Here is a 23,951-nt window from a genome sequence, read left to right as displayed (position 1 = left end):
ATGACACCTGTGTTCGATTCAAGCGCATTCCTGGCGACCTGTAGCGGTCGCCCGGGCGTCTACCGGATGTTCGACGCTGAGGCCCGGCTGCTGTATGTGGGCAAGGCCAAGAACCTCAAGAAGCGCCTCGCCAGTTACTTTCGCAAAGCTGGCCTGGCGCCGAAGACGGCTGCCCTGGTGGCGCGCATCGCCCAGGTCGAAACCACCATCACCGCCAACGAGACCGAGGCGCTGCTGCTCGAGCAGACCCTGATCAAGGAATGGCGGCCGCCGTACAACATCCTGCTGCGCGACGACAAATCCTATCCTTATGTGTTTCTTTCCGACGGCGACTACCCGCGCCTGGGCATCCACCGTGGGGCGAAGAAGCAAAAGGGCAAATACTTCGGCCCGTACCCCAGCGCTGGCGCCATCCGCGAAAGCCTGAGCCTGCTGCAAAAGACCTTTTTCGTCCGCCAGTGTGAAGACAGCTACTACAGCAACCGCACCCGGCCGTGCCTGCAGTACCAGATCAAACGCTGCAAGGCGCCTTGTGTCGGCCTGGTCGAACCCGAAGAATACGCGGTGGATGTGCGCCACTCGGTGATGTTCCTTGAAGGCCGTAGCCACCAGCTGACCAACGAGCTGAACGCCGAGATGGAACAGGCGGCCATGGCTCTGGAATTCGAGAGGGCCGCCGAGCTGCGCGACCAGATCGCCTTGCTGCGCCGCGTGCAGGACCAGCAGAGCATGGAAGGCGGCAGCGGCGACGTCGATGTCGTCGCCGCCTTCGTCAACCCCGGCGGTGCTTGCGTGCACCTGATCAGCGTGCGCGGCGGGCGGGTGCTGGGCAGCAAGAACTTCTTCCCGCAAGTGGGCATCGAGGAGGAGGTGGCCGAGGTCATGGCCGCATTCCTCTCGCAGTATTACGTGGGCAACGCCGAGCGCGAACTGCCGGGCGAGCTGATCGTCAACGTCGTCCACGAGGATTTTGCCGCCATCACCGCCGCGATCGAAACCCTGCGCGGCCGCGAGCTGACCATCAGCCACCGGGTGCGCGGCACCCGTGCGCGCTGGCAGCAACTGGCGGTGACCAATGCCGAGCAGGCACTGGGCGCGCGGCTGGCTAACCGCCAGCACATGGCCTCGCGCTTCGAGGCCCTGGCCCAGGTGCTGGCCCTGGACGAAACCCCGCAGCGCCTGGAGTGCTACGACATCAGCCATTCCAGCGGCGAAGCCACCGTCGCCTCGTGCGTGGTGTTTGGCCCGGAAGGGCCGCTCAAGTCCGATTACCGCCGCTACAACATCGAAGGCGTAACCCCGGGCGATGACTATGCGGCCATGCACCAGGCCCTGACCCGGCGCTTTGGCCGGCTCAAGGACGGTGAGGGCAAGCTGCCCGACGTGCTGCTGGTGGACGGCGGCAAGGGCCAGCTGAACATGGCCCGTGAAGTGCTGCAGGAACTGGCGGTGCCCGACCTGATTTTGCTCGGGGTGGCCAAGGGCACCACGCGCAAGGCCGGTTTCGAAACCCTGTACCTGAACGACGTGGCCCACGAGTTCACCCTCAAGGGCGACTCGCCAGCGCTGCACCTGATCCAGCAGATTCGCGACGAAGCCCACCGCTTCGCCATCACCGGCCACCGCGCCCGCCGCGGCAAGACCCGCCGCACCTCGACCCTTGAAGGCGTCGCCGGGGTCGGCCCGAAACGCCGCCGCGACTTGCTCAAACACTTCGGTGGCTTGCAGGAGCTGACCCGCGCCAGCGTCGAAGAAATCGCCAAAGCACCGGGAATCAGTAAAAAGCTTGCCGAGTCGATTTATGCCAACCTGCATAGCGAGTAGAATGCCCGCTCACTTTGCAGCCAGTTGTGCCGATGAATATTCCAAATCTGCTTACCGTTCTTCGCGTCCTGCTCATTCCGATCTTCATTTTGCTGTTCTATGTTCCGTATCACTGGAGCTATATCGCAGCGAGCAGTGTCTTCGCCATCGCCGCGGCCACTGACTGGCTGGACGGTTACCTGGCCCGTCGCCTGCAGCAGAGCACGCCGTTCGGTGCCTTCCTGGACCCGGTGGCCGACAAGCTGATGGTGGCGGTGGCCCTGGTATTGCTGGTGCAAGTGCACGCCAACTTCTGGCTGACCCTGCCGGCGGCGGTGATCATCGGCCGCGAGATCGTGGTCTCGGCGCTGCGCGAGTGGATGGCCGAGCTTGGGGCGAGGGCGCACGTGGCGGTGTCGAACCTGGGCAAGTGGAAGACTGCAGCGCAAATGCTCGCCCTGGTGATCCTGCTGGCCAACCCGCCGGTGCTGACCTTCTGGGTGATTCTTGGCTACGCCTTGCTGATGATTTCTGCCGGCCTGACCCTGTGGTCGATGGTGCACTACCTGCGCGCCGCCTGGCCGCACCTGCGCGAAGGCTCGGAGCAGAAATAAAGCTTTTTTGAATCAAGGGCTTGACGAGATTTATTGAATCGTTACAATAGCCCCCATCACGACGCGGGAATAGCTCAGTTGGTAGAGCACGACCTTGCCAAGGTCGGGGTCGCGAGTTCGAGTCTCGTTTCCCGCTCCAAATATGGCGCTACAGCATTCAGCAGAGTGCTGTGGTGATAGAAAAAAGGCCCTTCGGGGCCTTTTTTCGTTTCTGCTGTTCGGTGCTGGGCAGGTGTCTGGTCCAGGGCGCTGACGCATCGCTGAACCATCAGTGCCTTGAGGTGAATTCACCATCCGTGTCTACGGCAATGCGGTCCATCGTCTTCTGCGTGTCTTTGACGATTTCGCCAATTCGATGCGCTTCCTTGGCAAAGCCTTTGGCTACCAAAAGTGGCAGGCTTTCTTGCAGGGCCTTCAGGGTTTGGCGGATATCGGCAGCGGCCTTGAGGTTTCGGTGCGGGTTGTCCATTGGCTCTCCATTGACGGTCTGTGAAGTGGCAGTGCCCGCCCACGCAGGACGGGGCAGCCGCTTCAGGGTTTGCGCGAAGTAACCGCCGTCAGCGACAGCGTCACGGGACCGGTCGGTACGGCAGAGGCTACGGGGGCTGTCAGTTGCATCCCCATCGCACCTTCCTCGCGGGTGTGCATGTAGGGCGTGTGCTCCAGCTTCTCGACCTGCAATGAGGTGACACTGGCCTGATCACGGTGACCGCCAAGGACGGCGTGCTTGAGAACGTCCGTGTCGGGTGTTTGCCCACGGTCGATCACGTTCAACAATCCGCCGGGACGCAGCACTTCATCGGCCAGTTCATAGACGCTGTTCTGCACGAAAATTCGGTGCTCGAAGGCGGTTGGCATCAGGCGAGTGTCCACCGCGACGTTGTGGCCTCGGGCGTTGTGGGTGCCGAGCAGCCAGCAGGCCACTGCGTCGAATCGAGGTTGGGCCTTGAGCCACTGCTCAAGCTGCGGGTCACCCAGGGCATCGCCTTCGATCAGCAGGCAGTCGGCCTTGGGCGCATCACCCGGCGCGCAGTAGTCGAGTCGGTAGGCGTTGTCGTCCAGGCTTTGGGCAGATTCGCGTGCAATGACCGCGACCGAGTAGCCGTGTTCTGAGAGCAGGGCCTGAGTGGCTGCAATGCAGTGGGGGTTCTCTTCCACGCAGACCACGCTGTGACCATTCTTCAGCAGCGCCAGGGTGGAGTGGCCGACGCCGCAACCAATCTCCAGGAGGCGCAGGTAGCCCTCAACCTGAGCGGTCATCCAGGCATAGTGTCCCTGGTTGCGGTGGCTGTTGGCATTGACCCGCCAGTTGCGAGTGTACTCGCGGCGAAACTGCTCCAGCTGGTGCAGTGCGCGCGGCATATGGGTGGTCCAGGGCGGTGAGAGGCTGTCGCCTGAGTTTGGCGATTTCTTGTTGTTCACGGTAAGTCCTTTGCCTGAGTTGTTTCGACGATCTGCTATCGCCAGGCTGGATCTTCGGGCAAGGAGCGTGCACAGGGCAAGCGGCGGGATGGGGAGAAATCGCAAGTGGTCAGGGCGCGAAGCCTGCCGGTTTTGCTAAATGCTTTCAGCCAAGGCTCTGGCACGCGCCTCAACGACATTTCATACACTCGACTGACCGGTCGCCTGGACACATTGTCTTGCAAATTGGGTGATAGATCACCCGGGGTTGCCGCGTTCGTCGTAGACGTAATATTTGCCGCAATAGTCGCGCAGCCGGTTATCGAGCAGTTTGCTGCGCGGGTAGCCGTCACGCTCTGGCAGCACTCACGGTGATACGACCTGCTTGTAACACCTCGATGCGGATAACCGTTTTATCGCCGCGGGAGGGCATTGACTCCTGGATGATGACGCCGTCAATGCAGGCGGTGCGCATGCGGTGGCGCAGTGCCCTGCCTTGAGGGTCGAAGAACAGCTCGCTGGCGAGGATTTCAACCTGCTCGACCAATGTACGGGTACGTTCGTCAGTGGCGCAGAAGAACAGCACGCCGCTCCAGTGGTCATCGTCGTCCGGGTTGTGGACGTTGTGCTCGACAAGCTGATGCAGGGCTTGCTTCAGCTCGGCAATTCGGGTTTTCAGTTGGCCCATGGCCTCATCCTCCGTTGACGCTGAGGTGTGGTCGCAATCCGTGCGAACAAAGTGCTCTTTGGTTTCTGTTTATCGATGCACGCTGCCGTGAGAGGCGCTGGCGATCAGGCTGGCGCCACAGGCGGTTTTCATGCCGTCGAGCGCGACCGGGATACCGTTGATGCTGTAGGTGCTACTGCCTTCGATGATGGGGAAGATGCCTTTGCAGAGTGGGCAGGAGACTAGGTTGCCTTTGCCGGCTATTGGTTTGCCGTTGAGGTTTGTATGTTGGATAGCTTCAATCACCGAACCTCCGTGATCAGTCGAATCCCCAAGGCGTGCAATTTTCTTCACTCAAGCCCTCCTCTTATTTAGTGATATTTTAGGTGAATGCTTGATGAGTGTTAGAGCTTATGAAAATGTTCAGAGTTAGCGATTATTTCTTTGATTAGTGTTTCGTCGGTAAATTTTTTAAATTCGGGAAGGCTGTCATATTCTCCGAATTTTTCGGAAGGAATTAGTTTTCCTTGATATATGACAAGCTTTAAGTCGGGCCTGATTGTGGATACTTGTTTTTTGGGGCCGGGCCAAGGATTTTCGTTCTTGTTGAATGGGATGTTTCCAATGTATGGCCACTCACCTTTTTCAACTGCGGTTCTTAACGAAAAGGCATCCATGTAGGGTGTGTAATTTTCCAGTTCGGTAATGCTAAGCAATCTGTTTTTGGATGTCACGTTCAATATGGCTATGTTGGGGTCGTTATACATTCGTATATAGCCATAGTGCTGTTTGCGATTATCAAGTGGTACGGCAAAAATATCTCCTGGCTTTACTTTGTTCATTGTGATAGGTGCCTTTTTGCACAGTCGATGTAAGCGGCTCTGTTTTTGTTTCTATCTGGTGCTGGGTTGATTTGTTTTGTTATCAATGTGCCGAGGTTTTGTGTTCTATAGATTCAAGGTCCCGTACTGGGACTAACCACTTACCCGGATTCGGCGCATAGGCATTAATATTCAACCCTCCCGCAAACCCAATCGGAGCCTTGCCAACAAACCGCCCAACCCCTGGATCATAGTATCGGTTCCGGTTGTAATGCAGGCCGGTCTCGATATTTTTGTTCTGTTGTGGGCGTCGCTTATGCCGGCATTATATTTTGTGGGAGCGCTTGGGGACGGCAAATATCCTTACAATTTCTTCATCGCAAGCTGGGTCAAAAAATCTGCTCTCGTAAAATATAAAGCTATTTTCCAAGTTGCATTTTGAGAAGTGCTTTTGGATTGTTGTTAGTTCAATGGATTTTTTGTTGGGGGTGTTGTTTTTTAGACTTTGATGGAAGTCATTTTCTTTGTTTTGGTTTGGGTAGATAAAAATATTTGGGATTATGGGTTCGCTTCCGTAGGGGTTGTCAAAATCTGTAAATGTTATTGCTATGAAAAGTTCGTCCTCATTTAGTTTTTTTACCCTTGCCAGGGTGGTGATTGAGTTAAGTAGAAACGCTGAAAGTCCAATCAAAAAGTCTAGAGTGTTGCTTTTCCCTAATATGTCGGCAAGCTGGTCAAGTCTGTTGTATCTTGAAATAAGTGGAATTTCCTCAAAGCTTTCGTAGCTCAAGAAAAATACGTCCATATCATCATATGATTCCTTGCTTATTATCGAAATGTACAAATCTGTTAATTTCATTTTAATGGTATGCTCCAGCCATGCTCGTTAAGCTATTCGATTGTTTTTCTAGAAAATGTTACATCGTCTCTGCCCTTGTCGTGGATTGATCTGTCAAGGTTGTAACCTGAGCCGCATGGGCAGCGTGCATGCCATTGGCTGTGAGGAACATTCTGCTGGGGGGCGTCAATACGATCAATTTCAGACTTTGCTTGCTCCCTTTTAACTTTGGTTTGCGCTTGTTTGGGTGTTCCGCTTGCCTTGATCTTCTTTTTTGCAAGACCCAGCGGATCGACCCACTCAAGCGGATTCGGCGCATAGGCATAAACACTCAACCCATCCGCAAACCCAACCGGATCCTTTCCAACAAAGCTCTTTATCTAAGAGGAATTGGAAGTCTGCGAGTCAAAGGCCTAAGTTGCGCACGGTCTGCCCATAGTGTTGGAAAAATTTCATATTTCAGATCGTCTCTGTTAACTCCGGTACGAAAAAATCGTACTAATCGATCTTCTAGGTCTTGGTCGCCCCACATGTTAGTGAGTTCATATCGTTCGATTTTTTCTCGGTCTTCAGGTAGTGTTAAGTCATGCTTTAATACTGGCGCTGTTGTTGTTTCTCTGTCGTTGTTTGGTCCTAGATCTATGAGTTTTCCGCCCAAAAAGGGGAAGTCAGATGGCTTGCCTTTGTAGTGCTGTACATCCATGGAGGTATAAGGTTTTATCCAAAATGGATCTAGGTTGGAAGAGGGCGGTAAGTCAATCTTTATTTTTCGAACGCCCAGCTCTTTCAGGACAGTGTTTGCAACAAAAATTTGAAATGTCGGTTTTACGTTGCGCCACTCTACAGTCGCCCAGTCGTCCTCTTGGGAGACTATGTCAAAGAAGCGCAGCACTGGGCTTGTAAGCATTTGTGCAATTGTATAATCCCCATTTTTTAGCCCGATGACAATAAAGTCTCCTTGTTTCCAAAGGATTCGCTTTGACATTTTTACCCCCTCCTTCTTTTGTGGGGTGCTATGCAGCATGTTAAGGTGGGTGTGCTGTTTTGCTCCCTTGGATGCTGGTCCGCTGCGTCAAGATAGGTGTTCCTTCTTTCATTTTAGGTGGGGTAAGGTCGTCCAGGTGCTGAGGGTGCGTTATATTATAGTTCTATTAATTTTCGTGCTTTTATACTGCTGGCTATAATGTAGCACTCTCCATATTGCTGAATTTCTTTTAGTGATGCTGGGTCTTTGTCGAAATTGTAATTTCCGTCTATATCCAGGCACCAAAGATTGTTGAATTTCAATAGTCTGATTCCAGTGGTTATTGAGTTGAATTGATTTCCTTTTATTTTGATTTTTATTTCTTCTATGTCAGTTGCCAAGAACTCTACTTTTTCCCAGTGTTGGTTTTCTGTGCTGTGGTTTTTTCCATAAGCTACTATTCGTGCTGTTAATGGTTGGTTGGTTGGGTAAGAATACTCAAAGGTTAGTAATAGTCCGTCATCAAAGTTGTGAAATTCATTGAGAATTTTCTCTGCGTTTTCTGTCATGATCATTTTCCTATAGGTATGGCTGGAAGCATTCCGTTTGGTATTTTATTCCATCCTTTCGGCACTTTATTTGGCTCGATATGCACGGCTCCAGGGCCATGGCCTGCGGATAGATTTCCTGGGCGTGATATTATGTGTCCATGCCCTGAAGTAGCTTTGCCTCCATGATTTTTAAAATCAATCTGGCCAATGGCGGAGCCTTTTTCATCATATACTGTATTTTGGACAGCAACGGAGCCAGTACGGTCGGTCTTAGTATAAATAGAGTTCGGAGCTGCATTGTGAGCTCTTGGCTTTTCGGGGCCCCAGTAGTGATTATCTTCTTCGCATCTGCAGTTTTTCTTCGCCAACCCCAGCGGATCAACCCACTCAACCGGATTCGGCGCATAAGCAAATACATTCAACCCTCCCGCAAACCCGATCGGATCCTTGCCAACAAACCGCCCGACCCCCGGATCATAGTACCGATACCGGTTGTAATGCAGCCCTGTCTCGACATCGAAGTACTGCCCCTGAAAGCGCAACGGATTGTGGATGCCCGCGCGCTTGGCGGTGTCGCTGCGTTTCTCCTGTGCCGCGCCCCAGGCCTTGTAGGTGCCGCTCCAGGCCACTTCGCCCTGTTCGTCGGTAAGCTCCATGGGCGTGCCCAGGTGGTCGCACTGGTACCAGGCAAACGCATCGAAGGGCGCTGGCGCGGGCTTGTGCTGCCAGACGGGGTCACGCTCGATGTCGTAGGGAAAGTCGTAGACAGGCTCGAGCAGCAACTTGATGGAGCGGTGTTCCACCGTTTGAGCAACGGGCATGAAGGTACCGGGCTCGTACACGTAGTGGGTCAGGCGGGCGCCAAGGTCATGGGTGCGGTTTTCGAAGGCCAGGGTGTCGCCATCCCAGCCGTAGAGGGTGTTGCCACAACCGTACTGTTGATCGAGTTTGCGCTGTTCGTTCTGGTTCCATGCGGGACCGGCCTCGCGGCGGTGCTGGTACTTGGCGCGGGAGCTGGCCGGGTCGAAGGCCAAGTATTCAAGCGGTAGCCCTTACTCCCTGGCTGCACTCACAGTGATACGACCCGCTTGTAACACCTCGATGCGGATAACCGTTTCATCGCCGCGGGAGGGCATTGACTCCTGGATGATGACGCCGTCAATGCAGGCGGTGCGCATGCGGTGGCGCAGGGCCCTGCCTTGTGGATCGAAGAACAGCTCGCTGGCGAGGATTTCAACTTGCTCGACCAATGTACGGGTACGTTCGTCCGTGGCGCAGAAGAACAGCACGCCGCTCCAGTGGTCATCGTCGTCCGGGTTGTGGACGTTGTGCTCGACAAGCTGTTGCAGGGCTTGCTTCAGCTCGGCAATTCGGGTTTTCAGTTGGCCCATGGCCTCATCCTCCGTTGACGCTGAGGTGTGGTCGCAATCCGTGCGAACAAAGTGCTCTTTGGTTTCGGGTTATCGATGCACGCTGCCGTGAGAGGCGCTGGCGATCAGGCTGGCGCCACAGGCGGTTTTCATGCCGTCGAGCGCGACCGGGATACCGTTGATGCTGTAGGTGCTGCTGCCTTCGATGATGGGGAAGATGCCTTTGCAGAGCGGGCAGGAGACTAGGTTGCCTTTGCCGGCCATCGAGCGACCGTCAAGGCTGGTGTGAGGGATAGAACTAATAACTGAACCGCCGTGGTCAGTTTTATCTCCTCGTCGAATGATTGCTTTCAAATTTCCAAGTCCAGTTCGTTTAGTCGAAGTTTCGATTCATAGTTGTTTTGTTTTTATTGCAAAAAATCAGAAATCACCTGTGTGCTGTCTGCACGAAAATCCTCGCTGTAAACAAGCTCTTTGCTTTTTTTGGTTTTTTCCTCTATGGCCTCAAAGCAGTCTAGCGTGATAGTGGCTAAATACTTCTTTATATGGGCGACAGAGCGCTCTCGCCATTCACTTTCCGGGATTACCAGGTCCGCTGTGATGATGTTACTCCGCTTGTTGTGTCTGAGTCTGCTTGCCCCAGCTGGCTCGAATTTCCATATTGCGCCGGAGACCCGAAGCACGATGCCAATCTCCAAGATCGTTCTAAAATAATCTCGACTCATACCTCTTTCAAGGTGGGTGGTTAACTCTTTCTTGATCGGGTGTACAATTCGATCTGATGCTGGGTCGCCATATTGAGCGCCTACTGTAATTTTCATTCGTTTTCCTCTATCTGCGCCGCTTTCCCGCCCAGTGTTCCTTGTTTTCGGGGCCGGGGAATCTTTCCACAAGTTTTCTTTCTCTCATTAACATTTCGGCGCGCGGGCCAGTTCTAAGTGCTTTTACTCTCCCACCATCCAGCTCTCTTGAAGTGTATCTGGTTGTGTGGTCCTGTGAAATTCCCCACTTTCTAAAGTTATCGTCTTTGTCGTATAGGCCGTACAAAGTTGCGGGTCTCGTGCTGTCTCTGCTATTTCCATGAGTGGAACCCGAGATTTTTTGTTTTGAGCCACCATCAAAAGCGAATGTCCCATCAGAGTTTCTCAGGCGGCCATCAGCTGACCTGACTGGGTCGCCACACGGACAAAGTTTGCGTTGCAGACCCAGCGGATCAACCCACTCAACCGGATTCGGCGCATAGGCATAAACATTCAACCCACCCGCAAACCCGATCGGGTCCTTCCCAACAAACCGCCCGACCCCCGGATCATAGTACCGATACCGGTTGTAATGCAGCCCTGTCTCGACATCGAAGTACTGCCCCTGAAAGCGCAACGGATTGTGGATGCCCGCGCGCTTGGCGGTGTCGCTGCGTTTCTCCTGTGCCGCGCCCCAGGCCTTGTAGGTGCCGCTCCAGGCCACTTCGCCCTGTTCGTCGGTAAGCTCCATGGGCGTGCCCAGGTGGTCGCACTGGTACCAGGCAAACGCATCGAAGGGCGTTGGCGCGGGCTTGTGCTGCCAGACGGGATCACGCTCGATGTCGTAGGGAAAGTCGTAGACAGGCTCGAGCAGCAACTTGATGGAGTGGTGTTCCACCGCTTGAGCAACGGGCACGAAGGTGCCGGGCTCGTACACGTAGTGGGTCAGGCGGGCGCCAAGGTCATGGGTGCGGTTTTCGAAGGCCAGGGTGTCGCCATCCCAGCCGTAGAGGGTGTTGCCGCAGCCGTACTGCTGATCGAGCTTGCGCTGTTCGTTCTGGTTCCATGCGGGACCGGCCTCGCGGCGGTTCTGGTACTTGGCGCGGGAGCGCTTGCACAGGCGCCGGCCGAGGGCGTCATAGGCATAGTAGACAGTCAGCCGATCATCCTCGTAGTGCGTCAAGCGGTCGTAGAGGTCCCAGCTGAAGGTGGCTTTCTTGCCGTTCTCGATGCGCTCCTTGAGGTTGCCGCGTTCGTCGTAGAGGTAGTGCTTGCCACAGTAGTCGCGCAGCAGGTTGTCGAGCAGTTTGCTGCGCGGGTAGCCGTTGTGCTCCTGGGGTGCCTGCGGGTCGAGGAGGTTGCTGGCCGGGTCGAAGGCGAAATGTTCGCTATTTGCCAAACTGCCTGCTTCGAGCAGGCGGCCAACAGGATCGTAGCGGTAGTTGATGGCGCCACGGCGCAGGTCCTGGATGTTGGTGAGCTGACCGGCAACGTCGTAACGGTAGTTGCGCACTGACAAGCGGCTTGACTCACCGCGTCGAGCGACGGTCTGTTCCTGCAAGTGACCGTTCGGTGTCCAGCTCTGGCGTTGTTGCAGACCGTTGCCTTGCTCGCGGCCAATCTCTCGGTGCAGGTCGTCACGCTGATAATTCAGCAGTTCCCGATCGTCCAGCTTCAGCGCCAGCAGGTGGCCGCTGCCATAGGTCAACCAACTGACCCGATGGCCATCGGGACGGACCGTGGCAACCCGCTGGTTCAGCGCGTCATACTCGTGCCGCCAGATGGCAACATGGGGCTTTTTCAGGTAGCGCAGGTACTGGTGTTCGCGCGTGTTGTTGCCTGCGCTATCGTAGAACCATTGCAGCTTGCAGGCGTCGTTCTCGGCGAGCAGCAGATTGCCGTTACCGTCGTAGGCGAACGTTTCGGTTTGCCATTGCTGCGCCGTCCTCTGGCCTGCCTGGCGCATTAGCAGTCGGCCCAGGGGGTCGTATTCGAAACAGGTGACGCGATCGCCATCAAGGCGTCGGGTAGGCTGGTTGCTGCCGTTGTCGTAGAGGTAGTGGGTGGTTTGCTGGTCGAAACCGGTTTCCTTCAGCAGGCGACCAACCGGGTCGTACTTGAAGGTAGCCGTGCTGTTGTTCTCGTTGCGCAGCTCGACAAGCTGGCCAAGCCGGTCCCAGCGGTAGTTGAGGATGCTGCCATCGGCGTTCTGGCGTTGCTGGATCAGCCCCGCTTCGTTGTATTGCCAGACGGTGCGGCGCTGCAGGGCGTCGATGTGGTCGAGAAGACGGCCTTCGGCATCGCGCTCGAAACGCTCCTCGGTCTTGTCCGGGTGAACAATACGGCTGAGCTGACCTGCCTGGTAATGGTAGCTGGTGACCATGCCCGCGGCGTCGGTGACTTGGGACAGTTGCCCCAGCGCGTTGTATCGCCATTGGCTGGTTTTGCCGGAACAGTCGGTGTAGCGGATCAGCTGGCCGTCGGCGTTGTAGGCAAGCTTTTTTTCTGCGCCGTTGGCGTCGATGATGGCAACGGGCAGGTTGTCGCTGTTGTACCTGTACTGGGTCTTGTGCTCCAGCGGATCGAGGGTTTCGATGATGTTGCCGCGCGGGTCGTAGTCGTACTTCCACAGCCCGCCCTCGGCATCGCGGGTCTTGAAGCGCAGGTCCTGGTCGTCGTAGGCATGGTGGACGCTGGTGCCGTCGGGGCGGGTGTGCTGGACCAGGTTGCCGCGGTCATCGTAGGCGTAGCTGTCGACACTGCCGTCGGTGTGGATGTGCTGGGTGAGGTTCTTGGCGTCGTCGCGATAGAACCACTCCTCGTTGCTATCGGGATGGATGATGCGGTAGGTGTAGCCGAGGACATCGTAGTAATACAGCGTCTCTTGACCGTTGGCGTCGAGCAGGCGTGTCAGGCGGATGTTCGGGTCCCAGCTCAGGCGGGTGTCCTGGCTGCCATCGTCGGCCCATTCTCGAACCGCTTTGGCATCCGGCCCGTTGCCTTGCCATTGCAGGTTCATGCCGCGACCGGTGCGGTCGGTGTAGCGGGTTAGCAGATGGTGCTGGTAGTCATAGTTCCATTGAGCATCGTGCTCGTCGCGGGCGGCGCGCAGGTCACCCTGGTGGTCGAACTCATAACGTGCCAACTGTCGAAGCGCTTGGCCGTCATGCATGAGCCAAAGTGCCTTGATTCGGCCCTGGTCGTCGATCTGGGTATGGATGTGTTGGTGCGGGGTGTCGTTCTGGTAGGTGAGCAAATCCGAGAGCACGCTGTGTTCAGCGTGTTGGTGCTCGTAGTGCAAGGCAATGCGGGCACCGCCGCGCAGGCTGATGGCTGTCAGGCGGAACTGATTGCTTACCCGTTCGTAGTGCTCCTGGCTGTCATGCCCCCGAAGCAGTACCAATTTGTTTTTGCTGGTGCGCGCAATGACCAGGTTTTCAATCGGGTCGAGATGGTGATGGTGAACATCGGGAAGCGGGTAGTGGTGGCTACGCCCATCGGTCGCATGGTAGGTGAGTTGATCTTCGTTCAGATCCAAGCGGCTGGAGAACGGCGTGATCCAGCGGGCACCGAACGGGTTGTTGTCGAAGGCTGAGAGTGAGGAGCGGTAGGTCCTGTTCCACACCAGGGGGAAGGTGCCGGGAAGCTCGAAGTCGGTATGGACAATTGTTTCGCTGCCCATGGCGAAGCTGATGCTGCACTGGGTGCCAGCTTTGCTTCCCTGCTTTTGGCAGTTACCGTCAGCACGGGCAGAGCGCTGGGCCGGACTGGCTTGAGTGCCATTTTGCGGCTGTGGCCTCCTGGCTTCGTTGGTTCTGCCAGGCGCCATATTGGCCTGGCGCGGGGCATTCTTGCGTCGCTGCAAGGCACTGGAAAGCGCCCTGATAATGGTAAGAAGGCTGTCCGGATTGGTTTCACTGCCTGTCTGGATGATCTTGTCGCTGGCGATATTGCCAATCTGCTCGATGCTCGCCGCAACGGGCTCAAGGGTTTTCTGCAACTGTTGCTTTTGTCTGTCGCCCAAGCCGATATCGTCTTTTCCAAAGCCGAAGCCGGTGCGTCTCTTGAAGGCATCGGCCGCTTCAACTACCAGGCTGATTCCGGGAAAGAGCACGGTCAGTGCCACGTCCTGTACAGCGCCGCTTGCCACCGAGCGGATGAGGTCAGCAAGGAATTTACAAACCTCGATGACCTTTTGTGCAAAGGCCTTGAGGATGCTGTGCAGGGTGGCTTCAACCTCCTTGATGAACGCCTCGAGATCGCCGGGGCAGACATCGGCCAGCGCGCTTTCTATGGTGGTCAGCAGCGCCTGGCTGATGTCGCCTTTGGTGGTTCTGAGGGTCTTCAGTGAAGGGCGCATGACCGCTCGGGCTGCTCCGACTCCAGGGAGCGGAACCAGGCCGAACAGGTTGATCCCCAGGCCGACCCAATTGTAGAGATCGGCCCTGTAGGTAGCGTCGCCCTGGGCCAGCTCAATGATGTCGCCGATCGCATCGGCCGCAGCGAAGATCGAGCCCGCGACGGGTAGCAGTTCACCGACAGTAATAACAGTGCGCCAGTTGACGGCATCACCGGTGAGCCCGGTCAGCCACTGCGCCAGTTTGTCGGTGCCAGCCCTTACATCCTCTTCGGTAAAAGTATTCTTGGGCGCGACCGCACCTTCACATCGAGCCATTCGGGCCGCCTCCGTTACTGGTTCGATTTGCGGGAATAGCGGGAAGGGAGAGGGGCAGTCCTTTATCAGCGGACTCCATTGCGAAGAGGCGGTCCAACGTCTGCTGGATGACCTGCGACGGCCGCAAGGTAGTCATGGCGCCGGGTGTCGCTGCTGATCGTGCTGCTTGCTCTGCAAATGGCGCTGCCGAGGCGGCGCGAGTCTTGTCTGTGCCGAACAGCACCTTGACCGGTCCTGGCGCCAGGCCTGCCACCGCCGCAAACCCGTTGTCATCCAGCGTGCCCTTGAAAACCTGCCCGAGTGCATCCTCGACCTGATACTCCGAGCCCTTGAACGCAAAACCATTGGCGTAGTGCTGGAACAGCTCAAGATTGCCTTTGCCGGCTTTTGGCCCTTCAGGAAAGGCCGCCGCCTGGCTCTTTGCGCCTTTGTAGAGAAAGTCTGTGGCGTGGGTTGTGTACACGCCGCTGGTGGCGTGGCTGATGCCGCCGGCGTTGTAGGTGGTGCTGCTGCCCGCCGCCTGGATCACCAGCTCCTCCTTGGCGCTGAGGATGATGCGTTCGGCGCTGACGGTGACCTTGAGTTTGGCCAGCAGGTTGATGCTGTCTTTCAAGGCGCGGATGTCGATATCGCCGGAGGCTGCGACCAGGCGCCAGCCGAGGCTTTGCACGAAGGTGCGCAGGCCTCGGCTGACACTGATCAGCAGGCGCTTGCCGACGGCCAGGCTGGTGTGCCCGCCACTGCTCAGGCCCAGGTGTTCGCCGCTGGCCAGGTGGGTGGATTGCGGCGTGCTGCTGGCGATCCCGGCCGGGCTGTCGAGGACCAGGAAGGGTTCACTGAACTCGGGGTATTGATTGGCATTGGGGTTGCCGGTACCGCGGCCGCGTATGCCGTCGTGCTGGGCCTGCAGCGCATCGGCGACTTCGTCCTGGTCGCCGCTTTCCTGGGCCAGGTGGTCGCGGGCTTCGCTGGCGAAAGTGGCGTGGTATTGCTGGGCGGTCTTCAGGCGTTCGGCGGTTTGCGGCAGGTCAGTGTGGTGGGAGGCGGCGCGGGCGCGCAGTTCGCTGGTCAGCAGCAGGCCGCCGCCGGCACGCACCACGCCGTGGGCGTCGGTGCGCAGTTCGAAGCCTTCACCCCGGGGCTGCCCGCCACCGGGCCGGGGATGGGTCAGGTAGCCCAGGTTCAAGGCACTGGCGGCGTGATCGCTCATCAAGGTGGCGCTGATCTGCCCGCTGGTGTCGTCCAGGCGCAGTTCGTTGTGGCGCTGGCCGTGGTGCTCTTTGCTGCGCAGCGGGCTCAGTGCCTTGAACTCGGGCAAGCGGTATGGTGTGCGGTTGATCGCGTGATAGCTGCGGCCCATGATCATTGGCTGGTCCGGATCGCCATGGAGAAAGCCCACCAGCACTTCCTGGCCGATTCGCGGCAGGGCCACATGCCCCCAGCCCGCCCCGGCCCAGGTCTGGGCGACGCGCACCCAGCACGAGCTGCGATCGTCTTCGCAGCCTTCGCGGTCCCAGGGAAACTGCACGCGCACGCGGCCATGCTCGTCGCAGTAGATTTCCTCTTTGGCCGGGCCGACCACCATGGCGATCTGCGGCCCTTCGATGCATGGCTTGGGGCGCGCCGGGGCATGCCATTCAACGGTGTCGGGGATCAAGGTGGCGGTCAGGCTGTACCAGGTGCCGTGTTCGCTTTCGGCAGACTCTTCTTCCAGGGCGGTGTGCTGGCGGCCCTGGTGCTTGATCTGGATTGGCCGCCAGCCGCTGTTGAGGTCTTCGCGCGGATGGCCGCTGAGGGTGAAGGCCTTGCCCGGCAACAGACGCGCATCGTCGCCTTCGACCTCGGCGGTACGCGCATCGCCGCGCAGGGCCTTGAGGCGGGTCTGGGTGAAGGGTTTGCCGGCGTCGTCGTGCTTGTAGCGACCGGGGTAGTCGTAGCGCTCGTAGTCGACGGTCTGGCTGCCCATCTCGGCGGCCAGCACGTTTTGCTCCAGGTTGTAGCGCGGATGGCTGAAGGTGTAGTCACGCTGGGTCTGGCAGCTGGTCCGTACCTGTTCGCGGTAGGTGAACTGGCGCAGGGACGGTTGCCAGGCTTCGCCGCCCGGATTGGCCTCATACACCACCGGCCCGCCCTCGATGGCGCCGAAGGTCGCGATATGGTCGGCCTGGATCAGCCGATGGCCGGCTTCGCTGTGCTCGAAGCTCGACAGCAAGCCTTCTTCTGCCGCCAGGCGCAGGTAGAAGTCCAGGTCCAGTTCGCCCGCCTGCACGCAGTACTCGCGGGGCAGGTGGGTTTCGCTCAGGTGCTGGCTGGCCTGGCCCCATTGACGCTCCTTGCACAGTTGCTCAAGGATCTGCGGCACGCTGCGTTTCTGGAAGATGCGCCAGTCGGAGCGCAGTTGCGCGCGGGCCAGCTGCGGTTCGATCTCGGCGCGGTAGCGGGTGCGGCGAAAGCCGGTCTGGCCCTGTTCGAAACGACTGATCAGGCCATGCACATGGCGAACGGCCTGGTTGCCCTGCCAGAGGGTCAGAGCCGCAGGCTGGTCGAGCAGGGTGGCAAAGTCGGCGTCGGCGGTTGCACTGACCAGCTCGATGGTCAAACGATAGAGTTGGGAAATACCCTCGTTCAGTTCAAAAGACACCACATCAAAGTCAATGTCAGCCGTCGAGCTGAAGGTAAAACGCACATCGCGCTGGCCGGGCATGGCAACTCCTGCTGTTCATTGCGTCGGGCAGGTCGAATGGACGTGGATGGAACGTCCAACAAGATTTGTTCTTACAGAGGGGGGAGACAGTAAGAGGTAACTTACTGCCTTGTCTTTGTTGGGCTTCCTAAATGCTTGTGGGAAAAGTCACTTGTTGTTTTTGGGGTGTTTTTTGCAGACGTAGTAGTTTGCTCTGCTGATTACAGAGCGGTTTAAGTGCACGTTAGTGAACGCAACTCAGCGCATCGCACGCGTAGTTTTTCCCGGCTCATACTCAGGTAGTGGCGGCCTGCCGGGTTCACATCACCGGCTGCTGGCCGGTGCGTGCGGGCCAGACGAAGCTGGTGTTACGCACGCTGTTGATGATTTCCAGCTGGTGAAAGGAGTTGCTGCTGGCATACAGCGCCATGAAGTGCGAGAGCACGCTGCCAAACAGCTGCAGGTCGCCCTCATTGTCGAAGGCGTTGGGGTTGACCCTGAGCGTGGTGAGCATGCCGCGCACGGGCAGGCCCTTGATCAACCAGTCAGTCGGCGCCGTGCTGGCGTGTTCGATAGCGTTCAGGCGGCGCTGGGTGGCGCGCTTGTGCTGCAGGTCATAGGGCGCCACGAAGTCATAGACTTGCAGCACCGCCTTGAGCGCGTCGGCGCAGGACAGCGACAGGTCATTCAGGGCCAGGTTGGAAAGCAGTACCCACTGCACATCCCCGTGTAGGTCGTCATCCAGCGCCGGTGGGTAACAGCGGGTCGGGCGGGTCAGGTTGCGGTAGGTGGCAAACGAGGGCGTGGCCTGGGTGGTGAGGTTGATATCGCCGATGTCCAGTTGCAGGGGCAGGTTGCCATTGCAGCAGGTGAGGTCGATGTTCAGGGTCTGCTGCTGGCCCCGGTAGGGGCGTTGATCACCGTGCAGCAGGCGGATGACATGGCGCGCCCGCTCTTTGATCAGGTCTTGTTCGAGCGTCACGCTGTAATAGTGTGCGCTACGCTCTTCGGCGCGTTCGACACGCCGGGGCAGTGCTTCGTAGGGCGCGAACTCCAGGCTTTGTTGATCCTGCGAGGTCTGCGTGTCCCGGCGTCGGGTAGCGACCTTGTCAACGCTGAAAATCTCATAGGCCTGCGCTTGCCGCCCGCTGGGTCGCACGGCTTCGCAGACGGCCTGCCCGTCAAGCGGGATGGGCCTGGCCGGGTGGTCGAAGAGGTTGATGGCCGGTGTGCAGTACAGTGAAAGGCTGTCGCGGTCGAGCTGGAAACCGTTGGGGAAGGGCGCGTCAAAACGCAGTTCCAGGCGGATATGCTCGGCTGCGACGTCCGGCCAGTAGCGGCGCAGTTCGGTCAGGTTGAAGCCGTGAAAGCGCTGCGGGAAGTAAAAGTACTCCTGTATCAGGCGGTAGCCATCCAGGTGCTCGCCCGGGCTTGGCAGGAGTGCCTCGCCGGGTTCGAAACCGGCAAAGGTCAAGGTCGCGGGCGGGAGGGAATAGCGATGGTCGTTGATGTGCAAAACCACCTTGTGCAGGTGCTGTGACAGCCATTGGTAGAGCGTCAGGGCGTTGCTTGCAGCGCCTCCCAGATGAAAGCTCAACCGGTCGCAGTCGAGCTGGCGCAGCGGTTGCTCGGTCAGCGCGCCAAGGTCGATGTGGACGATGGATTTGTCGACTGTCGATGTGGCAGATCTCATCGATGACCAAGGGGTAGAGGGTCACGTCGGTACAGGTGCGAAAGGTACAGTTCACGCCGTCGACCGGCCTGGAGAACAGCGTGGTACCCTTGGGGATCAGCTGGCTTTCGCTCAGCGCATGATCGATCGGGTCGAAGCGCACCAGGGTGACGCTGGGCAAGGGCCGAAGGAAATTGGGGTAGACCAGTTGCAGCAGCGGCTGGGTGATTTCCGGCAGGTGGTCGTCGATCTTCATCGCAAGCTTTGCAGTCAGGAATGCAAAGCCTTCCATCAGTCGCTCGACGTCGGGGTCAGAGGCTTCGCTGCCGAGAAAGTGCGCCAGGCGCGGATCGTCTTCGGCAAATTCGTCGGCCAGTTCGCGCAGGCGCCGGCGTTCTTCCATATAGCGACTTTTTAATGACATGTGCGGCCCTGCGTGAACGTTTGCTTTCAACGTATTGGGGGAAGTTGTTTAATGTTTTTTATTGTTTGTAGGAAGCATCTTTAATGTTTGCTTTTCAAACTTCTGTGTATCGCTCGGTCTGGGTTTATTGTTTTCGCCAGAGGGGCTGAAGCGTCAATGCAAATGTTTTGACAAGATGTAAGTTCGTATTTATGGAGTATGTATTCAGACGTGTTTGAGCGTGCTGCTGGTAGAGAACCGTGCGCAGATGCAGCATCGTTCTCATCGCTGACGAAGGCCAGCTCGCCGGGCCAAAAAAAATACCGTGTTTACCCCCTCGCACCCGCTACCGCGCCTCGAAAAACACTGATAGCATCCTGCCACTTACCTTGATTGCAGTTCGCGCATTTCATCGCGCATGTTCCCCGCTACTACACTTGCCATGCCACCTGTGCCTGGCACGTAGGGCGGTGCCTGGGTTGCCAGCCATCGGCTGCTGACCAACGGTAATCAGGTTCGCGCCGCTGCAACCGATACACAACGCATACAACCAATAATGAAAGGATGCAGCGAGATGAAGCACGGAGCCTGGTGCCTGGCGTTGATGATGGTCGCAAGCCTGGCGCAGGCAGCTGCCGACAGCGATCCGCTGCTCGAGGGCGCGACCTCGAGCGTCAGCGAAGTGCGCGGCGTGCTGCGCGCGCGCTCGCAGGCGGTGCTGGCCAGCGAGCTGGCCGGGCGGGTGGTGGACATGCCGTTCGCCGAAGGCCAGTCGTTCAGCAAGGGCGATGTGCTGGTGCGTTTTGATTGCAGCGCTTACCAGGCCCAGCAGAATGCCGCCGGCGCTGCCGTGCGTGCGGCCCGTGAAGAGCTGCGCAACAAGCAGCAACTGGCGGCGCTCAATTCGGTCGGGCGCTTCGAAGTGACCCTGGCCGAAGCGCGCCAGGCGCAGGCCCAGGCTGAGGCGCAGGTTTATCAGGTGCAAGTGCAGCGCTGCCAGGTCAAGGCCCCGTTCGACGGCCAGGTGGTTGCCCGTAAGGTCCAGGCCCACGAAAGCGTGGCCAGCGGCGCGCCGTTGCTGGAAATCGTCGACAACCGTTCGCTGGAGGTGCACCTGCTGGTGCCTTCGCGCTGGCTGGGCAAGCTCAAGCCGGAACAGACCTTCAGCTTCGTCCCCGATGAAACCGGCGCGCCGCTGCAGGCGGTGGTCAAGCGCCTGGGCGCGCGCATCGATGAAGGCAGCCAGACCCTGCTGCTGATCGGCACGCTGCCGGCCGACAGCCGCGGCCTGCTGGCCGGCATGAGCGGCACCGCGCACTTCGCCGGCCAGCCATGAACGCGCCAGTAGCCAATGGCATGGAGCAGCTGCTGGCGCATTACCTGCGCCTGGAGCACCAGGCCCGTGCTGCGGCCTCGGTCGAGGCGCTGGCCTTCAGCATGGTCAACGACCCCCAGCCACTGTTCGCCTTTCGCCACGCGGCATTGCTGATTGCCGGCAAGGTGCGGGCGTTGACCGCGATCAGCGTGGTCGAGGCGAACGCGCCGTTCGTGGCCTTCATCGAGCATGCTGGCGCGCAGTTGGGTAAAAGCGCTCGCCTGGACACCAGCGGCCCGCTGAACCCGGACAGTTTCGATCAGGCCAGCCGCGATGACTGGCAGTCGTTGTCAGCTGCCCACGCCTTCTGGCTGCCGCTCAAGGACCGCCAGGGTGTGGTTTTTGGCGGTTTGTGGCTGGCCCGCGACAACCCTTGGGTCGAGGCCGAGCACAGCTTGCTCAACCACCTGGGCGAGTGTTACAGCCATGCCTGGCTGGCCTTGCAGCCGGGCAAACCATGGCGCCTGCGCTGGCCGGCACGCAGCCGCTGGGCGATCGGCGCCGCAGCCCTGCTGGTGCTGTTGGTGCCGGTGCGCCAGTCGGTATTGGCGCCGGCCGAAGTGGTGCCACGCAACGGCCAGGTGGTGGCCGCACCGCTGGATGGGGTGATCGCCGAGTTCCTGATCAAGCCCAACCAGGCGGTGCAGGCCGGGCAGGTGCTGGTGCGCTTCGACGCCACCAGCCTCAAGGCCCAGGCCGATGTTGCCGAGCGCACCCTCGGGGTCGCCGAGGCCGAGCTCAAGGCCAACACCCAGCGAGCCTTTTCCGATGCTGAATCCAGCGCCCGGCTTGACCTGCTGGCCGCCCGTGTCGAGCAAAAGCGCGCCGAGCGCGATTATGCCCGCGAGCTGCTGGCGCGCGCCGATGTGCGTGCCGAGCGTGCCGGTATTGCCGTGTTCGCCGACGCCCAGCGCCTGACCGGCAAGCCACTGCAGACCGGCGAGCGTCTGCTGGAAATCGCCGACCCGGCCCAGGCCGAGCTGCGCATCGAGCTGCCGGTGGCCGATGCCTTGAGCCTTGAGCCTGGCGCCGAAGTGGCGCTGTTTCTCGACAGCGACCCGTTGCACCGTCATGGCGCCGAGCTCGAACGCGCCGCCTACGAAGCGCAGAACACTCCGGCCGGGCAACTGGCTTATCGCCTGGACGCACGCTTTACCGACGCGCCGCCGCGCATCGGCCTGCGTGGCACCGCCAAGCTGTTTGGCCAGCGTGCACCGCTGGCGCTGTACCTGCTGCGCCGGCCGTTGGCGGCCCTGCGCCAGACGGTGGGCCTTTGATGCTGCCGGCACTGCGCCCGGACCTGCAACTGTCGCCCGCCGCGCCAGGGCTGGACGGCGCTGCGCAATGGACCCTGGCCGACCCGCTGCGCGGGCGCTATTTCAAGCTCGGCGCGCCCGCCATGCGCCTGTTGCGGCACTGGGCGCTGGGCGATTCGGCGCGGGTGCTGGCCGCAGCCAATCGCGAACCGGGCATGCCGCTGCCGGGCACGGCCATTGAGGAGCTGTTGCGCTTTTTGCGTGGCCATGACCTGGTTACCGCCAGTGATAACGAGCAACGGGCCAGCTACGCCGACAAGGCCGCCCGCCAGCGACAGGGGCTGTGGACGCAGTTGCTGCACAAGTACCTGTTCTTTCGTATTCCGTTGTGGCGCCCGGATGCCTTTCTGAACCGTACCTGGCCGTGGCTGGCGCGGTTCGGCCCGAACCTGCTGCGCTACGGCCTGCCCACGGTACTGTGCCTGGGGCTGTTTCTGGTCATGCGCGACTGGCAGCGTTTTCTTGCCACCTTCCCGCACCTGTTGAGCCTCGGCGGCGCCGCAGCTTTCGCCATCGCCCTGGGCTTTGCCAAGCTGTGCCACGAATTTGGCCACGCCTACATGGCCAAACGCGCCGGCTGCCGGGTGCCGAGCATGGGCCTGGCGTTCATGGTGCTGTTGCCGATGCTCTACACCGATGTCAGCGATGCCTGGCGCGTGCAGGACCGCCGCACCCGCCTGTTGATCGGTGCCGGCGGCGTACTCGCCGAACTGTTGCTGGCCTGCGTGGCCCTGCTGGCCTGGTCGCTGTTGCCGGACGGGGCAGGGCGCACGGCGGCGTTCATGCTGGCCAGCGCCACCTGGATCACCACCCTGGCGATCAACCTCAATCCGCTGATGCGTTTTGACGGCTACTTCCTGCTCAGCGACCTGTGGGCGGTCGACAACCTCCAGGGCCGGGCCTTTGCCTTGTGCCGCTGGCGCCTGCGCGAGGCGCTGTTCGGCTATGGCGAGGCGGCGCCCGAGCCATGGTCGGCGGCCATGCGCCGGCGCCTGTTGAGCTGGGGTTACGCCGCCTGGATTTGGCGCGCAGTGCTGTTTTTCGGCATCGCCCTGGCGGTGTACCACTTGTTTTTCAAGGCGCTGGGCATCTTTTTGATGCTGGTCGAGCTGACCTGGTTCATTGCCTTGCCGGTCTATAAGGAGGGCCAGCACTGGTGGCAGCAACGCCAGCGGGCGCAACCGAGCAAGGTGCTGGGCCTGGGCCTCGGCCTGCTGGCGGTGCTGCTGCTACTGGTGTTGCCGTGGCGCAGCGATGTCGAGGTGCCGGCGCTGCTCGAAGCGTCGCGGGTCAGTGCCCTGCATGCACCGACCGCAGCGCGTATCCGCGAGGTGCATGTGCAGGACGGCCAGCGCGTGGCCCGCGATCAGTTGCTGGTGGTGCTGGAGTCACCGGACCTGGAATCGCGCCTGCAGATCGTACGGCGCGAAATCCAGATCCTGCAGCTGCAATTGCGTCGCCAGGCCGGGCGCAGTGAAACCGCTGCCGACAGTGGCATCCTCGAGCAGCGCCTGGCCGAGGCGGTGGCCGAATACCGTGGCCTGGCCGCCCAGCGCGAGCGCCTGAACCTGCGCGCGCCGCACGCCGGGGTGATACGCGACCTGGCCGTGGGCCTGGCACCGGGCCGCTGGATTGCCGCGCAGTTGCCGCTGGCTGCAGTGGTCGAGGAGGGTCTGCGCCTGCGCGGTTACCTGGCCGAAGCGGACTTGTGGCGGGTCGAGGCCGGCGCGCCCGGGCATTTTGTTGCCGATGATCCGCTGCGCGATTCGCTGCGGGTCAGCCTCAGCGATATCGACACCACCGGGGTCAGCGCCATCGATCAGGAGGCGCTGGTTTCCGAGCACCAGGGCCCCATCGCCATCCGCCGCGACGAGAACCGCCGGGCGCAGCCGCTGCAGGGGCAATACGGCGTACGCTTTGCCCTCGAAAACAGCCCGCCTGGGGGCCTGCAACGCCCGGTTCGCGGGCTGGTGGTGCTCGAAGGCAAGGGTCAATCGTTGCTGGCATCGGCATGGCGACGAATGGCTGCGCTGGGGGTAAGAGAAAGCGGATTTTGAT

General features: G+C 59.5%; 21 protein-coding genes, 1 tRNA gene and 1 pseudogene. 6 read left to right on the top strand and 17 right to left on the bottom strand.

All coding sequences use genetic code 11. The features are described 5' to 3' along the window. From uvrC to ACIOVF_RS01370, 3 genes are all read left to right on the top strand, one after another. Positions 1–1,824 carry an excinuclease ABC subunit UvrC gene (uvrC, locus tag ACIOVF_RS01380; RefSeq protein WP_045194013.1) on the top strand — a complete coding sequence of 608 codons (1,824 nt, stop codon included), beginning with the start codon at positions 1–3 and terminating at the stop codon, positions 1,822–1,824. Between the two features lie 32 nt (positions 1,825–1,856). Beyond that, complete coding sequence (gene pgsA, locus ACIOVF_RS01375; RefSeq protein ID WP_010221879.1) at positions 1,857–2,417, top strand: CDP-diacylglycerol--glycerol-3-phosphate 3-phosphatidyltransferase; 561 nt, start codon at positions 1,857–1,859, stop codon at positions 2,415–2,417. 63 nt (positions 2,418–2,480) lie between these two features. Further along, positions 2,481–2,556: transfer RNA gene (locus ACIOVF_RS01370), tRNA-Gly, on the top strand. A gap of 129 nt (positions 2,557–2,685) precedes the next feature. On the opposite strand, the gene ACIOVF_RS01365 is transcribed toward ACIOVF_RS01370, so the two are convergent. The 17 genes and pseudogenes from ACIOVF_RS01365 to tssF all read right to left on the bottom strand — a co-directional run bounded on the left by ACIOVF_RS01365 (position 2,686) and on the right by tssF (position 19,202). After that, positions 2,686–2,886: a hypothetical protein gene (locus tag ACIOVF_RS01365; RefSeq protein ID WP_045194012.1), complete on the bottom strand. Its 201-nt coding sequence runs from the start codon at positions 2,884–2,886 to the stop codon at positions 2,686–2,688. A 62-nt stretch (positions 2,887–2,948) separates the two neighbouring features. After that, entirely contained in the window at positions 2,949–3,779 is an 831-nt protein-coding gene (locus tag ACIOVF_RS01360; protein ID WP_401286839.1) for a hypothetical protein, read from the bottom strand. Between the two features lie 388 nt (positions 3,780–4,167). Next, a complete protein-coding gene (locus ACIOVF_RS01355) occupies positions 4,168–4,506 on the bottom strand; it encodes a hypothetical protein (RefSeq protein WP_401286836.1) in 339 nt (112 codons plus the stop codon). A gap of 69 nt (positions 4,507–4,575) precedes the next feature. Continuing rightward, positions 4,576–4,839, bottom strand: coding sequence for a PAAR domain-containing protein (locus ACIOVF_RS01350; RefSeq protein WP_093381755.1), 264 nt, complete (start codon positions 4,837–4,839; stop codon positions 4,576–4,578). Positions 4,840–4,889: 50 nt separating this feature from the next. After that, a complete protein-coding gene (locus tag ACIOVF_RS01345) occupies positions 4,890–5,327 on the bottom strand; it encodes an Imm26 family immunity protein (RefSeq protein ID WP_401286833.1) in 438 nt (145 codons plus the stop codon). 82 nt (positions 5,328–5,409) lie between these two features. Beyond that, the gene (locus ACIOVF_RS01340; RefSeq protein ID WP_401287567.1) at positions 5,410–5,595 is read right to left on the bottom strand and encodes an RHS repeat-associated core domain-containing protein; all 186 of its coding nucleotides are present in this window, start codon (positions 5,593–5,595) and stop codon (positions 5,410–5,412) included. Positions 5,596–5,631: 36 nt separating this feature from the next. Continuing rightward, positions 5,632–6,165: an Imm15 family immunity protein gene (locus tag ACIOVF_RS01335; RefSeq protein ID WP_401286831.1), complete on the bottom strand. Its 534-nt coding sequence runs from the start codon at positions 6,163–6,165 to the stop codon at positions 5,632–5,634. Between the two features lie 32 nt (positions 6,166–6,197). Further along, entirely contained in the window at positions 6,198–6,479 is a 282-nt protein-coding gene (locus ACIOVF_RS01330) for a hypothetical protein (RefSeq protein ID WP_401286829.1), read from the bottom strand. A gap of 41 nt (positions 6,480–6,520) precedes the next feature. After that, entirely contained in the window at positions 6,521–7,129 is a 609-nt protein-coding gene (locus tag ACIOVF_RS01325) for a hypothetical protein (protein ID WP_401286826.1), read from the bottom strand. 155 nt (positions 7,130–7,284) lie between these two features. Further along, the gene (locus ACIOVF_RS01320) at positions 7,285–7,677 is read right to left on the bottom strand and encodes a hypothetical protein (RefSeq protein ID WP_401286823.1); all 393 of its coding nucleotides are present in this window, start codon (positions 7,675–7,677) and stop codon (positions 7,285–7,287) included. A gap of 2 nt (positions 7,678–7,679) precedes the next feature. After that, the gene (locus ACIOVF_RS01315) at positions 7,680–8,693 is read right to left on the bottom strand and encodes an RHS repeat domain-containing protein (protein ID WP_401286821.1); all 1,014 of its coding nucleotides are present in this window, start codon (positions 8,691–8,693) and stop codon (positions 7,680–7,682) included. Between the two features lie 18 nt (positions 8,694–8,711). After that, a complete protein-coding gene (locus tag ACIOVF_RS01310; protein ID WP_401286818.1) occupies positions 8,712–9,050 on the bottom strand; it encodes a hypothetical protein in 339 nt (112 codons plus the stop codon). A gap of 69 nt (positions 9,051–9,119) precedes the next feature. Beyond that, positions 9,120–9,383 carry a PAAR domain-containing protein gene (locus tag ACIOVF_RS01305; protein ID WP_401286815.1) on the bottom strand — a complete coding sequence of 88 codons (264 nt, stop codon included), beginning with the start codon at positions 9,381–9,383 and terminating at the stop codon, positions 9,120–9,122. A 53-nt stretch (positions 9,384–9,436) separates the two neighbouring features. Beyond that, positions 9,437–9,850 carry a hypothetical protein gene (locus ACIOVF_RS01300; RefSeq protein ID WP_401286812.1) on the bottom strand — a complete coding sequence of 138 codons (414 nt, stop codon included), beginning with the start codon at positions 9,848–9,850 and terminating at the stop codon, positions 9,437–9,439. 10 nt (positions 9,851–9,860) lie between these two features. Further along, on the bottom strand, positions 9,861–14,444 hold the full coding sequence (locus tag ACIOVF_RS01295) for an RHS repeat-associated core domain-containing protein (RefSeq protein WP_401286809.1): 4,584 nt from the start codon (positions 14,442–14,444) through the stop codon (positions 9,861–9,863). After that, positions 14,431–17,148, bottom strand: a complete 2,718-nt coding sequence (locus ACIOVF_RS01290; protein WP_401286806.1) for a type VI secretion system Vgr family protein — start codon at positions 17,146–17,148, stop codon at positions 14,431–14,433. Before ACIOVF_RS01290 ends, ACIOVF_RS01295 begins: the two co-directional genes overlap by 14 nt. Positions 17,149–17,446: 298 nt before the next feature. Beyond that, positions 17,447–19,202, bottom strand: a pseudogene (gene tssF / locus ACIOVF_RS01285) (type VI secretion system baseplate subunit TssF). 574 nt (positions 19,203–19,776) lie between these two features. On the opposite strand from tssF, the gene ACIOVF_RS01280 reads away from it, so the two are divergent. The 3 genes from ACIOVF_RS01280 to ACIOVF_RS01270 are packed head-to-tail and all read left to right on the top strand — an operon-like array spanning position 19,777 to position 23,950. Next, positions 19,777–20,538, top strand: a complete 762-nt coding sequence (locus ACIOVF_RS01280) for an efflux RND transporter periplasmic adaptor subunit (RefSeq protein ID WP_401286804.1) — start codon at positions 19,777–19,779, stop codon at positions 20,536–20,538. Then, positions 20,535–21,854, top strand: a complete 1,320-nt coding sequence (locus tag ACIOVF_RS01275; RefSeq protein ID WP_401286801.1) for an efflux RND transporter periplasmic adaptor subunit — start codon at positions 20,535–20,537, stop codon at positions 21,852–21,854. The genes ACIOVF_RS01280 and ACIOVF_RS01275 overlap by 4 nt, the downstream gene beginning before the upstream one ends. Then, the gene (locus ACIOVF_RS01270; RefSeq protein WP_401286798.1) at positions 21,851–23,950 is read left to right on the top strand and encodes an HlyD family efflux transporter periplasmic adaptor subunit; all 2,100 of its coding nucleotides are present in this window, start codon (positions 21,851–21,853) and stop codon (positions 23,948–23,950) included. Before ACIOVF_RS01275 ends, ACIOVF_RS01270 begins: the two co-directional genes overlap by 4 nt. Position 23,951: the final 1 nt, after the last annotated feature.

Origin of the sequence: Pseudomonas sp. NPDC087612, from assembly GCF_044743505.1 — a bacterium.
Classification (GTDB): Bacteria; Pseudomonadota; Gammaproteobacteria; order Pseudomonadales; family Pseudomonadaceae; genus Aquipseudomonas.
The sequence above is the reverse complement of the archived record's forward strand: the minus strand, read 5'-3'. Positions and strand labels throughout refer to the sequence as shown.

Bases quoted from the DNA above. Each gene is read 5' to 3' on its own strand.
- uvrC (WP_045194013.1), top strand. From the start codon at position 1: ATGACACCTGTGTTCGATTCAAGCGCATTCCTGGCGACCTGTAGCGGT.
- pgsA (WP_010221879.1), top strand. From the start codon at position 1,857: ATGAATATTCCAAATCTGCTTACCGTTCTTCGCGTCCTGCTCATTCCG.
- ACIOVF_RS01365 (WP_045194012.1), bottom strand. From the start codon at position 2,886: ATGGACAACCCGCACCGAAACCTCAAGGCCGCTGCCGATATCCGCCAA.
- ACIOVF_RS01360 (WP_401286839.1), bottom strand. From the start codon at position 3,779: ATGCCGCGCGCACTGCACCAGCTGGAGCAGTTTCGCCGCGAGTACACT.
- ACIOVF_RS01355 (WP_401286836.1), bottom strand. From the start codon at position 4,506: ATGGGCCAACTGAAAACCCGAATTGCCGAGCTGAAGCAAGCCCTGCAT.
- ACIOVF_RS01345 (WP_401286833.1), bottom strand. From the start codon at position 5,327: ATGAACAAAGTAAAGCCAGGAGATATTTTTGCCGTACCACTTGATAAT.
- ACIOVF_RS01335 (WP_401286831.1), bottom strand. From the start codon at position 6,165: ATGAAATTAACAGATTTGTACATTTCGATAATAAGCAAGGAATCATAT.
- ACIOVF_RS01325 (WP_401286826.1), bottom strand. From the start codon at position 7,129: ATGTCAAAGCGAATCCTTTGGAAACAAGGAGACTTTATTGTCATCGGG.
- ACIOVF_RS01320 (WP_401286823.1), bottom strand. From the start codon at position 7,677: ATGACAGAAAACGCAGAGAAAATTCTCAATGAATTTCACAACTTTGAT.
- ACIOVF_RS01310 (WP_401286818.1), bottom strand. From the start codon at position 9,050: ATGGGCCAACTGAAAACCCGAATTGCCGAGCTGAAGCAAGCCCTGCAA.
- ACIOVF_RS01300 (WP_401286812.1), bottom strand. From the start codon at position 9,850: ATGAAAATTACAGTAGGCGCTCAATATGGCGACCCAGCATCAGATCGA.
- ACIOVF_RS01295 (WP_401286809.1), bottom strand. From the start codon at position 14,444: ATGGCTCGATGTGAAGGTGCGGTCGCGCCCAAGAATACTTTTACCGAA.
- ACIOVF_RS01290 (WP_401286806.1), bottom strand. From the start codon at position 17,148: ATGCCCGGCCAGCGCGATGTGCGTTTTACCTTCAGCTCGACGGCTGAC.
- ACIOVF_RS01280 (WP_401286804.1), top strand. From the start codon at position 19,777: ATGAAGCACGGAGCCTGGTGCCTGGCGTTGATGATGGTCGCAAGCCTG.
- ACIOVF_RS01275 (WP_401286801.1), top strand. From the start codon at position 20,535: ATGAACGCGCCAGTAGCCAATGGCATGGAGCAGCTGCTGGCGCATTAC.